This is a genomic window from Saccharomonospora glauca K62 (assembly GCF_000243395.2).
GTDB lineage: Bacteria > Actinomycetota > Actinomycetes > Mycobacteriales > Pseudonocardiaceae > Saccharomonospora > Saccharomonospora glauca.
In genome coordinates this window covers 1957530-1971883 of the sequence record NZ_CM001484.1, presented here as the reverse complement: position 1 = coordinate 1971883, position 14354 = coordinate 1957530, and the positions used below count along the sequence as shown (strand labels likewise).

Genomic DNA, 14354 nt, shown 5'->3' with positions numbered 1-14354 from the left:
CCCCACCGTGGCGATGTTGCCGCGCGTGGCCGACTCGCTGTCGTTTTTGTACTTGGAGAACGTGCGGGTCGTTCAGGACGACACGGGGGTGTGCGCGTATGTCGAACAGCCGGACGGTGGAACCAGTCGGGTCTATCTACCCGTAGCGGCGATCTCCTGCATCCTGTTCGGTACCGGGACCTCGGTTACCCAGCCCGCCATGGCCACGTGCGCACGTCACAACACGACAGTGTTGTGGACCGGAGCCGGTGGCGTACGGATGTATTCCGGCAGCCATGCGCCCAACCTGACCACCGAATGGTTGGAGCGTCAGGTGCGGGCCTGGGCAGATGACTCCACCCGGTTAGACGTGGCCGCCCGCATGTACTCCATGCGGTTCGGCGCCGAAGTCCCGGCCGGAACCAACCTGAACACCTTGCGGGGACTTGAGGGCCAGCGAATGAAAGCGCTCTACCGCTCGTTGGCGGACCGCCACGGGCTGCGGGGCTTCAAACGCAACTACAACCCGGCGAACTGGGGTGATCAAAACCCTGTCAATCAAGCACTCTCGGCGGCGAACACAGCTTTGTACGGGGCCGTGCACAGTGCTTTGCTCGCGCTGGGGTGCTCGCCGGCGCTGGGGTTCATCCACAGTGGAAAGCAGCACTCATTCGTCTACGACGTGGCCGACTTGTACAAGGCCAAACACACCATCCCGCTGGCTTTCGCGCTCCACAAGAGCGCTCAGCCGGACCGTGACGTCCGAATACGGATGCGACAAGATTTCCACCTGTACCGGCTGATGCCCCGGATCGTGCGAGACGTCCAGCGGCTCCTCGACCCTTCCATAGCCCAGGATCCCGGCGAGACGGAAGATCCGGAGGAAGTCGAGCTCGTGCATTTGTGGGACCCTGACCTCGGTGCGGTCGAAGCCGGGGTCAACTATGGCTGGGACTGGGAGGATTGAGCCCGATGCCCAATCTGGTCGTGATCTCCACTACCGCTGTGCCGGACTATGTGCGCGGTTCATTGAGCCGCTGGTTGACCGAGCCGGCTCCCGGTCTCTACGTCGGGTCGATATCCGCTCGGGTGCGTGACGCTCTATGGGAGCAGGTCAGCGCGGCCGTTGGAGAGGGGGCCGCAGTGTGCGTTCACCCCACTGACAATGAGCAACGCTACGTCATCAAGACCGCAGGCGAACGACGCCGCCAAGTCATGGACTTCGACGGTCTGCAACTCATCGCCTTCCGTGACCTGAACCCGCCGTGGCAAGAGAACCAAAACGAACAACTGCCCTTCTAAAACCGCAGGTCGCGAAGGGTGCTCTCCACGCACGTGGAGGTGGTCCGCTCCGTAGTGGCCCTTATAGCGATAAACGAACGTGCTCTCCACGCACGTGGAGGTGGTCCGGTGGCCGGGTTGATCCGGCTGCACTTTCAGCACGTGCTCTCCACGCACGTGGAGGTGGTCCGTCCTCCAGAATCTGAAACGGTGTCCGGCCGGAGTGCTCTCCACGCACGTGGAGGTGGTCCGAGCGTGGTGGCGAACATCATCGACACCGCCGCGTGCTCTCCACGCACGTGGAGGTGGTCCGTGCGCGATCTTGTAAACGTCGGTGTAGGTCGCGTGCTCTCCACGCACGTGGAGGTGGTCCGGATTCTGATTGCGCCGTTGATCGCGGCCTTCAGTGCTCTCCACGCACGTGGAGGTGGTCCGTTTCGGCCCATCCGCGACACAGACCGGGCACTGTGCTCTCCACGCACGTGGAGGTGGTCCGCAACTCGCCAAGCGTGCCGAGCTGTCAACAGAGGTGCTCTCCACGCACGTGGAGGTGGTCCGACTGGGGACGGCCCCGGACAACTCCTCGACGGGTGCTCTCCACGCACGTGGAGGTGGTCCGCAGCAGGAGCTCGGCGTGCAGGCCGCGGCCGAGTGCTCTCCACGCACGTGGAGGTGGTCCGCAGCTTGCGCTCGCGGTAGGTCTCCAGGACCAGTGCTCTCCACGCACGTGGAGGTGGTCCGACTACAGACCCTCCGCGCTCAACATTCCAGTTGTGCTCTCCACGCACGTGGAGGTGGTCCGGACCGCCTCCACCGTGTCGGCCACCTCCATCGGTGCTCTCCACGCACGTGGAGGTGGTCCGGCCGCAGCGTCACCGGCGCTGTCCACGCTGGTGTGTTCTCCACGCACGTGGAGGTGGTCCGCTAGGAGAGATAACCAAGGTCGGACCGGAGAAGTGTTCTCCACGCACGTGGAGGTGGTCCGCAGGGTCACGCGGCTCGAATCGATCGGCAGGTGTGTTCTCCACGCACGTGGAGGTGGTCCATTAGGGACGTACCGGAGCCCCCGAGAAATGATGTGTTCTCCACGCACGTGGAGGTGGTCCGGCCTCGGCGACATGGAAAACCACCTTCCACGAGTGTTCTCCACGCACGTGGAGGTGGTCCAGCGACTCGACAGCAGGGGCGCCTTCGACGGGCGTGTTCTCCACGCACGTGGAGGTGGTCCGGACTGCGACCCGGAGGCCAAGCGGCCCCGACCGTGTTCTCCACGCACGTGGAGGTGGTCCGCGCTATTGGATGATTGTCTAGCCCCAGAAGACGTGTTCTCCACGCACGTGGAGGTGGTCCGGCCGCCCTCGCCTGGATCGTCGAGGGCGCCGTGTGTTCTCCACGCACGTGGAGGTGGTCCGCGAGCCTCGTTGTCGAACCTCACGTCGGGGAAGTGTTCTCCACGCACGTGGAGGTGGTCCGGGACTGAGACGTCCTTTCGGTTCAGGGACCACGTGTTCTCCACGCACGTGGAGGTGGTCCGGCCATCACGATCTCGTCTCTTCAGCCCGTGACGTGTTCTCCACGCACGTGGAGGTGGTCCGCTCCGACTTGACCTGGAGGGTCGCCAACGCCCGTGTTCTCCACGCACGTGGAGGTGGTCCGGCCGCTAAGGTGGCAACTTTGCGTTTCGAGTGGTGTTCTCCACGCACGTGGAGGTGGTCCGGGCGTTCCCGCAGGACCTGTCCGGGCTCTACACGTGTTCTCCACGCACGTGGAGGTGGTCCGACCACTGGCATCTATGGGATGCTCAGCCAGCTGTGTTCTCCACGCACGTGGAGGTGGTCCGATGGCGTCCGCGTGGAGGGTCGCCAGGACACGGTGTTCTCCACGCACGTGGAGGTGGTCCGTTCTGGTTGATGCGGCCGAGATAGGTGAGCAGGTGTTCTCCACGCACGTGGAGGTGGTCCGGTGTGGCCGGAGGCGCTGTTCTCCCTCAGCGGGTGTTCTCCACGCACGTGGAGGTGGTCCGCGTTGATGCCGTCGCACACCGCCTGCGCCACGGTGTTCTCCACGCACGTGGAGGTGGTCCGCCGGTCATTCGGTAGGCCCCCGGAGCAAAACTGTGTTCTCCACGCACGTGGAGGTGGTCCGGCGGGGCGCCATGGGGGGTGGCAGGCGCTCGGGTGTTCTCCACGCACGTGGAGGTGGTCCAACCGGAGAGCGCGAATCAAATTACGGAAGTACGTGTTCTCCACGCACGTGGAGGTGGTCCGTAACGAAGACACTGACGGGCGTTGAGGTTGGAGTGTTCTCCACGCACGTGGAGGTGGTCCGCCGTGATTGACGGGCACGCGGGCACGGCGTACGTGTTCTCCACGCACGTGGAGGTGGTCCGACGTCGCTGCGTCTTCCGACGGTGCCGACCGGGTGTTCTCCACGCACGTGGAGGTGGTCCGCATACCCACCTATCTAACTGTCAGCAAGCAGAGTGTTCTCCACGCACGTGGAGGTGGTCCGCCTATCTGGTGTAACAGTGGCCAGTCGGGAGGGTGTTCTCCACGCACGTGGAGGTGGTCCGGTCTGGCCGCGTACCGGACGATGGTCACCACCGTGTTCTCCACGCACGTGGAGGTGGTCCGTGGCTGGGTGGGCCAGTTGTCGCTGGAACACGGTGTTCTCCACGCACGTGGAGGTGGTCCGTCCACCACCCACGGGTAGTCGGCCGCCGCGTCGTGTTCTCCACGCACGTGGAGGTGGTCCGGGAGGGGCACCACCCCGGCAGGGCAGTGCCCCGTGTTCTCCACGCACGTGGAGGTGGTCCGGAAGCGCGGCTCGCTGGTGGACATCGTGACCTGTGTTCTCCACGCACGTGGAGGTGGTCCGCCGGCCACGCGGTCTGGATCACCCGTGGTTGGGTGTTCTCCACGCACGTGGAGGTGGTCCGTAGACCTGAGTCAGCGGGGATGGCCGGTCCTCGTGTTCTCCACGCACGTGGAGGTGGTCCGGCACCGCGCGGCTCACAGAGCCTCTCAGGCCCGTGTTCTCCACGCACGTGGAGGTGGTCCGACTCGGCCGGTGTTCAGCGGGTCGAGGGCGGCGTGTTCTCCACGCACGTGGAGGTGGTCCGCGTGCCGCCACAGTCGAGGAGTTCTCCCTCGCGTGTTCTCCACGCACGTGGAGGTGGTCCGGCCGGAGCGCCAGGCGCGAGCCCGGACACCCCGTGTTCTCCACGCACGTGGAGGTGGTCCGCCACCAGGAGGGCGACCGTGCCTTTCGCCGACGTGTTCTCCACGCACGTGGAGGTGGTCCGATCTGATTTGGCCGTAGGCGGCCGATCGCGCCGTGTTCTCCACGCACGTGGAGGTGGTCCGCGGAGCACGCGATTCGAGGGAATCTGGGGGCGGTGTTCTCCACGCACGTGGAGGTGGTCCGCTCCTCCCACCATGCATAGACGTCGGCGAGGGGTGTTCTCCACGCACGTGGAGGTGGTCCGTCGTTGGACGCGTTCAACCGGGACCGGAGGGGGTGTTCTCCACGCACGTGGAGGTGGTCCGACCTGGTAGACCGCGACGGGTGCCGATGGTTCGTGTTCTCCACGCACGTGGAGGTGGTCCGACCCCACGGTGCAGGCGTTGGGTATCGGCGGGGTGCTCTCCACGCACGTGGAGGTAGGCCGCGGTAGGGGCGGCTGGGGAGACCGCCGGACGGACCCGTGAGAACGCGCTGGCGGCGCCGGATAACCAGATCGGTCTCTACGGTCGTGCCGTTGGCAAAGTGCAGTATCCGCGCGGTCCCCCGGCGGGCTGGACTGCGGGGCAGAGCGTCCTGACACGCTCCGGCAGTACTTCCTCGGCACCTGGCCGATTACTGAGCACCCACAGCTGGTCGAGTTTCACTGCCTGGTGGACTCCACGCCAGAGCTCCGCGCCTACGGCGGGCATGCGGGTCTGTCACACCGACAGTCTCGACGCAGCCATCTCCGATGGATGGACAGCGTGAACCACGACGCGTTGGATGCCGCGCGCTCGCCCGGTTCGTCCTCACGATCCCGGCTCTCGTCCCCCAATCGCCCTAGATCGCCGCGACGCCGTCGTCACAATCTTCGACATGCTCGTCCTCGGCTGGAAGCCACCGACGCCCTAGCCAGGAACCCATCGGGTGAGAGCATCGCGATCGATCGTCCCAGAGACACCACGGGCCGATTCGCGTCGGTGATCGAGCGATACACGGAACTGCAAGCCACGGCTCACATGGAGCGATGACTTCCGGCTCTTCCTTCGCTCGCACCTGCGAGGCGAGACGGTGCGGCCGCCACCTACGCCGCCCGTCTTGTGCTGGGCCTGCTCGCCGTCTCGGTCCTCGTCTCCCCGTGCTGTTCGCTTCTCTCCTGCGGCAAATGCGCGAGTTCGACGACGACAGTTATGGGGAGTTTTGCGTAGTTCGCTTGGTAGCGTGAGGTCATGGAGACCCGCCCGGAGAACTTCGGCGAGGAGGACCTGGCCACCGGGCTCGCCGAACACTTCGGCGTCGTCGTGCACACGGCATCCTACGCCCCGGTCGGTTTCGGCGACTACCACTGGCGCGTCACCGATGAGGACGGTCGGCAGTGGTTCGCCAAGGTTTCCGACCTGGCCCACAAGGAACACTGCGGACCGACTCCCGAGATGGCGTTAGTGGGGCTGCGCAAGGCCATGGAGACCGCGGCCACTCTGCACGAGCGCGCCGGCCTGGACTTCGTGGTCGCTCCCCGGCGTTCCCGCACCGGGGATCCCGTGGTCGCGGTGGACGACCGCTACGCACTCAGCCTCTTCCCCTTCGTCCACGGAGAGGCGGGCGACTTCTCTCGGGAGTTGTCGAGCGCGGAGCGGAACGAGGTGCTCGGTCTGCTCGCCCGGCTGCACCGCAGCACACCGCCGCGGTGCACTCCGGCCACCGTGCTGGACCCGCCGGGGCGGGCCGGGTTGGAAAGCGCCCTCGCGGAGGCCTCCTTGCCGTGGTCCGGCGGGCCGTTTTCCGAACCCGCACGAGCACTCGTGACCAATGAGGCGGAGCTGTTCCGCACGCGGCTGGCCGACTTCGACCGTTTGGCCGACCGGGTCCGGCGCGGCGGCGGGCCGCTGGTCGTCACGCACGGCGAGCCCCACCCCGGCAACCTCCTGCGCATCGAGGGCGGGTATCTCCTCATCGACTGGGACACCGTCGGATTGGCGGTGCCCGAACGCGACCTGTCCCTACTCTCCGACGACCCGGCAGCCCTCGGCCACTACACGGAGCTGACGGGCTTCGCCCCGGATCCGTCAGCGCTGGCGTTGTATCGGCTGCGCTGGGCTCTGACCGACCTCGCCGAGTTCCTCGCGTGGTTTCGCAGCCCGCACACCCGAACCAGCGACACCGAAACAGCCTGGCAGGGCCTCGCCGATACCGTGGAGACCTTGAAGACGTTCCCGGCCCCGTGAGCAAGACAGTCCATCTAACCAAGGTACGGGGCTTCAGCGTTCGAAAGGTTTCTTTCGGTGCAACGGGAAATAGCATCACGAAACGGGCCGTGATGCCCAGAATTTCCTTCAACCCCTAAGTCCGGAGAGCGCGGTGTAGTCCCTGACGCACGTTCCGCATCTTGGACGACTCCGAAAGACGACTCAGTGCCACCGCCGGGCCGAGTAGCAACGAAAGAACGCCCCGTAAACCAGGGCCTGCAAAACAGGCAGTTTGCGGGACTCCGCGTGCCCCATGGAAACCATTACCTTGGCCATGAACACGAATCCGGCAACCCCTGCCGGGAACAAGCCAGATCTCGCTGTCTTTGGCGTTGTCACCGTTGCTGTCGTTCGCCTCATCCATCACTACTATCCCAGTCACGAAAAACAACTTCCGATGCTTCCCGAGAACCGTTTCGTGAATCCCTTGACATAGCCCTGGGGACGATCCATGCCCGAAAATCGAGAAGTAACCAATCGTAGCGGCGAGACCGCCAAGCAATGGCGCTGCACTCGTCGGCCAGCACGCACGGTTTCTTCGGAGGTTGTCGCCTCCGAAGATCCCAACGCGTTGGTCATCGAGTCGCCGCGAAAGCCCCTGTGGTGACGTCGCACTCCCGACTACCACGACGCTCCCCGGCACGGCGCGAGCGGTCAGCACCGAGTGTGTCGGCCTCACGCCGTACCCTAACGCCGCGATGGCTACACGAGGCATAGAAGGCGCGTACCAGGGTGCGTTGCGAGCGTTCCAGAACCCCATGCTCGCTCTCCTCCATCAGACACACGCGCCTTTCGTGGTGACGGCGCTGGCGATGGTCTTCACCGCCGAGCGGCCGAGCGTGGCGGTGGCCGACGCGCACGCGGAGATCGACGACGCCCTCCAGCAGCTGCGGGCCGCGGGCTACGGCGACGACGACAACCAACCGCTGCCTTCCGGGAACGCGCGGGACCTGTGCCGGCAGTGGGTGCAGGCCGGGTGGCTGGTGCGGCACGTCTCCGACGACGACGTCGAGGTGTATCGGCTGTCGGCACACGGCGTCGGCGCGCTCGAAGTCGCCGGCCGGGTCGGCGGAGTACGCACCAGGGTGTCGGAATCACGGGTCAGGACGTTGCTGCAGGCGATCGAGCGGCTCGCGCAGGACGCCGACCCCGACGTCATGGCCAGAATCTCCCGCCTACACGAAGAAATCCAGCAGCGGCAGAAGGAACTCGCCCGGCTGGAACGCGGTGGAAAGGTCGAGACCGTCCCCGACGAGCAGTTGCTCGAAGCCGCCGAGAACGTGCTGCACCTGGCGCGGGAGTTGCCCGCGGACTTCGCCCGAGTAGCCGAGTCGATCAAGGCCGTGCAGCGGGACGTCGTCGCCGAGTTGCGGCACGACGTGCGCCCGACCGGTGAGGTCCTTCGCGAATACCTGGAGCGGGGCCAGCGCATCCTGGACGCCACCCCGGAGGGTCGGGCGTTCGCCGGTGCGTTGCGGCTCATCGGCGACCCCGCACAGATCCACAACTTGTGGAGCCAGCTGCGCACGGTGCTGCGGCACAAGTTCACCGATCTGCTGTCCGAACAGCAGCGCCGGGAACTCACCGACATCTCGCGCCGGGTCGAACAGGGTGTCAAGGAGGTGCTGGCCGCACAACGCCAGGCTTCCCACGTCATCACCACCCAGGTGCGCAATCACGACCCGCTGCGCGACCGTCAGGTCGACGAGTTGCTGAGGAACGTGATGTCCGAACTGCACAAGTGGGTTCCCGCCTCTCGTCGGGGCGAGCCCGTCGAGCCGCTGCGCCGTCTTCCGGTGGCCGACCTGGGGCACCTGCGGCAGCGGACGAGCGAGTTGCGGCCGCCGCAACCGCCCGCGCCGTTGCGGGAGTGGGAGGAGATCGAGGACGTGACCACCGCCGACACCAGGGCCTGGGGTGGTCCCCGATACCCCGAGCTGGAGGACCACTTGGCGGCGTTCGCGGGCCGGGAGAAGCGCGTGGACGTCGTGGCGGCGTTCCGCGCGGCGGACGAGGACCTCCGGCGGCCGGTCGATCTGCTCGGGCTGCTGGAGATCGCCCACGACGCCGGGATGACCGAGACCGAGGAGGTCACCACGGTCGACACGATCCGGCCCGACGGGTCCCGGCGCCGGTTCGCCCTCGGCGGTGTGGTGGCGGCCAATCCGGCTGATAGGAGTGGTGACCGATGAGTGAGGTCGAGCCCGAGAACGGCTGGTCGACCGGCACCGCCGCCGGGTTCATCGACCCGGTGTCGATGGAGGACGACCCGACCGAGTTGTTCCCCGGTGACGCGGGCACGCTGGAGGCGGACGTGCGGCGGGTGCTGGTCCAGCTGCTGCGCCGCAAGTTCCTGTTGGCCGAGAAGAATCCCGCGCAGTGGCGGACTCTGCTGGAGAATCAGCAGATCATAGAGTCGCGGATGCACGATTTGTTCATCCGGCTCGTGGTCGACCACGAGCGAGGCGTCGCCTACAAGCAGCAGGTGCGGTCGACGGAGCTGGACGTGCCGATCCTGCTGCGGGACGAGTCCTACAACCGGGCCGAGACGTTGGTGCTCGTGCAGCTTCGGACCGTCTTCCAGCGGGAACGCGGCACGGGTGAGGCGTCCGCGCGTGTGGACATCGAGGAACTGGAACAGACCGTGCTGACCTATTTCGACCCCGAGGACCACAACCTGGCCCGCAGTCAGCAGGAGGTTCGCAGCGCGGTGCAGCGGCTGGTCACCGAGGGGCTGCTCGTCGAGGAGTCGGCGGGCCGGTATCGGATCACACCGTTGGTGGAGGTCGTGCTGAGCACGGAGAAGCTCGCCGAACTGCAGCAGTGGTTGCGCGAACGGAACGAGGCCACGGCGTGAGCATGATCGATACGCTGTTCGGGTTGATCCCGGCGGCATCACGAGGACAGCAGTGGGTGGCCCGCGACCTGCAGCTGGTGAACTGGGGCGGCTATGACGGCTACCACCGGGTGCGGTTCGCGCCCGGAGCGACCCTGCTCAGCGGTGGTTCCGGGTCGGGCAAGTCGACGCTGATGGACTCCCACATCGCGTTGCTCATGCCCCACACGACACCGTTCAACGGGGCCTCCAACGGCGGTGTGGTCGGCAGGCCCAGGGGCAAGGACCAGCGCAACATCCTGTCGTATGCGCGGGGCAAGCTGGACGAGTCCAGGGCCGATGGCGAGACGAAGATGCGGGTGCTGCGCGGCGACGGCCGCGACACCTGGTCGGCCATCGCGATGACCTGGGTCGATCACACCGGCGCGGAGTTCACCGCGCTGCGCGCCTGGTACGTGCCGGCGGCCGCCCGCACCCTCGACGACGTCGTGGCGGTGCGCGCCACCTGTGACCGCCACTACTGCTTACGGGATCTGGAGGGCCCGGCGGCCAAGAGGTTCGCGCGCGCCGAGGTCGAGGCCACCGGGGTGACCTGCTTCGACACCGACCGGGACTTCACCGCGCGGCTGCACTCCACGCTCGGTATCGGTGCCGCGGGTGACGGCCACAAGGCGGTCGCGCTGCTCGGCCGTATCCAGGCGGGCCAGCAGATCACCACCGTCGATGCCCTCTACAAGACGATGGTCCTCGAAGAACCCTCCACTTTGGCCACGGCGGACGCGGTGGTGCAGCAGTTCGACGAACTGTCCGGCACCAGACAGCGGATGATCGTCGCGCGTCAGCAGGTGAAGGCGTTGACGCCGATCCGCGAGCATCGCCGCGCCATCGACGACGCCGAGCAGCGGCTGCGGCTGATCGAGGCGGTCGGGTCCTTCAGCGCGGAGTCCTCCCCCGCGGCGTTGTGGTGTCACGAACGACGACTCGACCTTCTCCGCGCGGCCGAGCGGGATCTTTCCCGGCGCTATCAGCGGGCGAAGGACGAACTGGCGGAGACCGAGGCCCTGGTCAAAGCCACCGAAGCGCAGTGCGAGGGCGCGACCGAGACGCTTCGCGCCTCCGGGGGCGACAACTTGAAGACCGCGTTCGGTGAGCTGCGCACCATCGAGCAACGGCTGGTCGACGTCGAACGAGCGCGCAAGCAGTTGGACCGGGCCCTCGACACCCTCGGCGCCACGGTGTCGACCGGCGACGACTTCGCCGCGCTGGTGGAGACGGCGCACCGCGCCCTGGCCGACACGGAGGCCCGCCGCACCGCCCAGACCCATTTCGCCGAGGCCGTGGCGGAGAAGAAGCAGGCCGAGGCGGAGCTGGCCGAGCTGCGGGCCGAGCACAAGGCGGTCAAGTCCCGGCGGGGCAACATCCCCACCGAGTTGCACGCGGCCCGCGCGGCGCTGGCCGAGGCCGCCGGACTCACCCCGGACGAGCTGCCGTTCGTCGGCGAGCTGATCGAGGTGAGCACCGAGTTCGAGCCGTGGCGGGAGGCGTTCAACCTGGCGCTCGGCGGGTTCGCCACGCTCATGCTCATCGACTCCGGGCGCCTGAGCGCGTTCCGGGAGGCCGTCAACAAGGTCAGGACGACCCGGCGCGTGCACTTCCAGGGCGTGCGCACGGGGCTGCGCGACGAGGTCACGCTCAACCCGAAGACGCTCCCCGGCAGGCTCGACTATCGTCCGTCGCCGTTCACCGCGTGGCTCAAAAGCGAACTCGCCCGCCGGTTCGACTACGTCTGTGTCGACACGCCCCGGCAGCTCGGGCAGTACGCCAAGGCGCTGACGATCTCCGGGCAGACGTCGGAACGCGGCGGCCGGGGCGCACACGGCGGGCACGGCCGCGCCAACGTGCTCGGCTTCACCAACGGCAGGCTGCTCGCCGACCTCGAGCACCGGATCGACCTCGCGCACCGGCGTCTCGACGAGGCCGTCGCGTGGGTGGCGCGGGCGGAGGACGAGCTCAACTCGTTCGAGGCCCGACGCGCGGCCTACCGGACCGTGACGGAGTTGTCGTGGAAGCAGGTGGACGTCGACTCGGTGCGCGCGGAGCAAGACCGGTGGAACCGCGTCGTCGAGGAGGTCCGCGCGGGCAACCCGAGGATCGACCAGCTGCAGAAACAGGTCGAGGAGCTGAAGCAGCGGGTTAGGGATCTCACCGAGCGCGTCGGCGAGCAAAAGAAGACCGTGAAGGTGCTCGGTAAGCAGTGGGAGTCGACCGTCGACGAGGTGGACCGCGCCCAGTCGGCGCTCGACGCGGCCATGCAGACGGGCACGGTGGTCCTTCCGGAACACCGGGAGTATCTGGAGTCGCTGTTCGCGGGCGACTCGGACAGCGCCACGGAGCTGGCGGAGTTCGACGCGGCGGTCAAACGCGCCGCCGACCGGCTCGACACCGACCGACGTTCGGCGACCGAGACGATCGCCCGGTCGAGGAAGGCGTTGGAGGACATCTTCTCGACGTTCCTCGAACGCTGGCCGAACCCGAACCTCGGCACCGACGCGGACGCCTCGTATCGCGACTTCGACCGCATCCTCACCGACCTGGAGACCAGCGGCCTGCACGAGTTGGAGGCCGAGTGGCGGGACAGCCTGCTGAAGCTGTCCGGCAACGACCTCACCGGCCTGGACAGCGAGCTGGCCGCCGCGGTCCGCGAGATCCGCGACCGGATCGATCCGGTCAACCGTATCCTCGCCGATCTGCCGTTCGCCGACGACAACCACCGGCTGCGCATCGATCCGCAGGAGAGCCACTCCGCGGTCCGCGCCCGGTTCCGCAAGGAGTTGCGCGACGTCCGCGCCCTCATCGACAGCGCGACCACGGACGCCGAGCGAGAACGCGCGTATCACCGCATGGCCAGGGTGATCGATCGGATTCGCCGCACGGCCCCCGAGTTCTCCGATCTCGTCGACGTCCGCAACCACGTGCGGATCAGCGCCGAGAAACGCGACCTCGACGGCAACCACGTCGCCGTGTATGACCACATCGGGGAGAAGTCCGGTGGTGAGTCGCAGGAGTTGGTCGCGTTCATCGTCGGTGCCGCGTTGCGGTATCAGTTGGGTGACGCGGGCGCCACCCGCCCCCGCTACGCACCGGTCTTCCTCGACGAGGCGTTGATCAAGGCGGACGCGCGCCTCACCGGCCGTGCCATCGGGGCCTGGCGGGGGCTCGGCTTCCAACTGATCATCAGCGCCCCGAACGACAAGCACAGCGCGATCGAGCCGCACGTGGACGCGGAGTATCTGATCCTCAAAAACTCCGAGGGCCGGTCGTGGGCGAAGCCCTTGGTGGGGGTCCCGGACGAATGAGCACGCTCGTCACCCCGGAGGGTGCGTGTGCGGAGCTCCGCCGCAGAATCGATCGGAAGTGGGCGGAAGCCGTGTGCACGGGCGTGCATGGCGGCGAGACAGTCATCTTCTCCGTGCCGCTATGTCCCGGCGTGACAACGGGAAAAGCCGTGGAGAGGCTGGGATACGGCGTCTGGCACGAGTGGCGCATGCGCTGGCGTGACATCGCCGACCGACTCCCCCACGGCGTGCGACTAGTTCCCCGCACGCTCAGTATTCGAGGAGTCGTCGGTGACTTCCCCGCCAGGCTCGTCGCTGACCTCGACGGCGGCGTCGCGTTCCTCGCCGAGTTCGGTGCCGAGCCGCCCCCTGTGGATGTTGAACGGGCTCGCGAGCTCGCCTCGGCACTGCGATCCGTCGATGCGGTGCTCACCCCGGCCACGCTCCGTGCGGTCCACCGGCTTCAGGCACACGACGTGGAGGTGCTGCTTCGCGCGGTGGACTGGCTGCGTCAGCACCCCGACCTCAGCGCGTGGACCCTGCGGCAGCTCCCGATTCCGGGAATGCACACCAAGTGGCTCGGCTCCCACGGCGCGCTGTTACGCGATGTCTCCGGAAGAGACGTCCGTGCGGAGGCGCGGCCCCGACCGGCGGTCGTGCACCTGACCTACATCGATCCCGGTTACCTGGCGTCCGGCCGTCGCAGACACGACGCCTGGACCACCGGGGACGTGCACGAGATCGCCTATCGGCCTCGTGTCGTGCTCGTCGTGGAGAACCGCGACTGTCGCCTCTGGTTCCCGCAAGTCCGCGACACGATCGTGGTCGAGGGTGGTGGCAAGGCCGCGGCCTCCCTCCTCGCGGAGGTGCCCTGGCTCCGGACCGCCGAACACGTCGTCTACTGGGGCGATATCGACACGGACGGGTACGCGATCCTCGACCGTTTCCGGGCAGTGCTGGCCGAGCCCGCATCGGACGGAGCACCTCCCAAGCCGGTCCACTCGATCCTCATGGACGACACCGACCTCCACCGCTATGCCGATCACGGCGTCAACCACGACGAACACGGTCGCCGTCTCTCACCGTCGGCGGAGGTCCTACCGCACCTGACCGAGGCCGAACGCCTCGCCTACGACACCATCGCGACCGCGGGCCCCACGCCGTTCCGACGAATCGAACAGGAAGTCATCCCCCTCGATCACGCCGTGACCCGCCTGCTGCACGTTACGAACGGCCGGAGCTGAGTGAAGGCGCCGAGGACCTCCGGCTGCGAAGTCATGGGGCCACCACCAATGCATGAAGGAAAGCCTCTCCAACTTCGAAAGATGTTTGTCAATAGATTTTGACTGATCCGTGAGTGTGAAAAATCCTCGGACCATATCACTCAATACGCGGATGTGCGCGTGCGATCAAGACCGTAACGTTGCATCGCGGTAGAGATCGCGTAAGACC

At 66.9% G+C, this 14354-nt stretch carries 7 protein-coding genes and 1 CRISPR repeat array; all 7 genes read left to right on the top strand.

What is annotated here, in order from left to right; translation table 11 throughout:
• Positions 1 to 13 precede the first annotated feature (13 nt).
• The 7 genes from cas1e (at position 14) to SACGLDRAFT_RS09480 (ending at position 14146) form a co-directional block, all read left to right on the top strand.
• The gene (gene cas1e / locus SACGLDRAFT_RS09510; protein ID WP_232284150.1) at positions 14 to 946 is read left to right on the top strand and encodes a type I-E CRISPR-associated endonuclease Cas1e; all 933 of its coding nucleotides are present in this window, start codon (positions 14 to 16) and stop codon (positions 944 to 946) included.
• A gap of 5 nt (positions 947 to 951) precedes the next feature.
• Positions 952 to 1281, top strand: coding sequence for a type I-E CRISPR-associated endoribonuclease Cas2e (cas2e, locus tag SACGLDRAFT_RS09505; protein ID WP_005464003.1), 330 nt, complete (start codon positions 952 to 954; stop codon positions 1279 to 1281).
• A gap of 18 nt (positions 1282 to 1299) precedes the next feature.
• Positions 1300 to 4930: direct repeats of the CRISPR family, unit length 29 nt; unit sequence GTGCTCTCCACGCACGTGGAGGTGGTCCG.
• 784 nt (positions 4931 to 5714) lie between these two features.
• The gene (locus SACGLDRAFT_RS09500; RefSeq protein WP_005464002.1) at positions 5715 to 6710 is read left to right on the top strand and encodes a phosphotransferase; all 996 of its coding nucleotides are present in this window, start codon (positions 5715 to 5717) and stop codon (positions 6708 to 6710) included.
• A gap of 719 nt (positions 6711 to 7429) precedes the next feature.
• Entirely contained in the window at positions 7430 to 8923 is a 1494-nt protein-coding gene (locus tag SACGLDRAFT_RS09495) for a DUF3375 domain-containing protein (protein ID WP_040918847.1), read from the top strand.
• Positions 8920 to 9588, top strand: coding sequence for a DUF4194 domain-containing protein (locus SACGLDRAFT_RS09490; protein WP_005463997.1), 669 nt, complete (start codon positions 8920 to 8922; stop codon positions 9586 to 9588). Before SACGLDRAFT_RS09495 ends, SACGLDRAFT_RS09490 begins: the two co-directional genes overlap by 4 nt.
• Positions 9585 to 12923, top strand: a complete 3339-nt coding sequence (locus tag SACGLDRAFT_RS09485; RefSeq protein WP_005463996.1) for an ATP-binding protein — start codon at positions 9585 to 9587, stop codon at positions 12921 to 12923. The genes SACGLDRAFT_RS09490 and SACGLDRAFT_RS09485 overlap by 4 nt, the downstream gene beginning before the upstream one ends.
• Positions 12920 to 14146 (top strand): DUF3322 and DUF2220 domain-containing protein, encoded by a 1227-nt coding sequence (locus tag SACGLDRAFT_RS09480; protein WP_005463991.1) that lies wholly within the window; start codon positions 12920 to 12922, stop codon positions 14144 to 14146. The genes SACGLDRAFT_RS09485 and SACGLDRAFT_RS09480 overlap by 4 nt, the downstream gene beginning before the upstream one ends.
• Positions 14147 to 14354 lie beyond the last annotated feature (208 nt).

What these genes read in the sequence shown, in the direction of transcription:
- SACGLDRAFT_RS09480 (WP_005463991.1), top strand. Translation starts at nt 12,920, where the DNA reads ATGAGCACGCTCGTCACCCCGGAGGGTGCGTGTGCGGAGCTCCGCCGC.
- SACGLDRAFT_RS09500 (WP_005464002.1), top strand. Translation starts at nt 5,715, where the DNA reads ATGGAGACCCGCCCGGAGAACTTCGGCGAGGAGGACCTGGCCACCGGG.
- cas1e (WP_232284150.1), top strand. Translation starts at nt 14, where the DNA reads ATGTTGCCGCGCGTGGCCGACTCGCTGTCGTTTTTGTACTTGGAGAAC.
- cas2e (WP_005464003.1), top strand. Translation starts at nt 952, where the DNA reads ATGCCCAATCTGGTCGTGATCTCCACTACCGCTGTGCCGGACTATGTG.
- SACGLDRAFT_RS09490 (WP_005463997.1), top strand. Translation starts at nt 8,920, where the DNA reads ATGAGTGAGGTCGAGCCCGAGAACGGCTGGTCGACCGGCACCGCCGCC.
- SACGLDRAFT_RS09495 (WP_040918847.1), top strand. Translation starts at nt 7,430, where the DNA reads ATGGCTACACGAGGCATAGAAGGCGCGTACCAGGGTGCGTTGCGAGCG.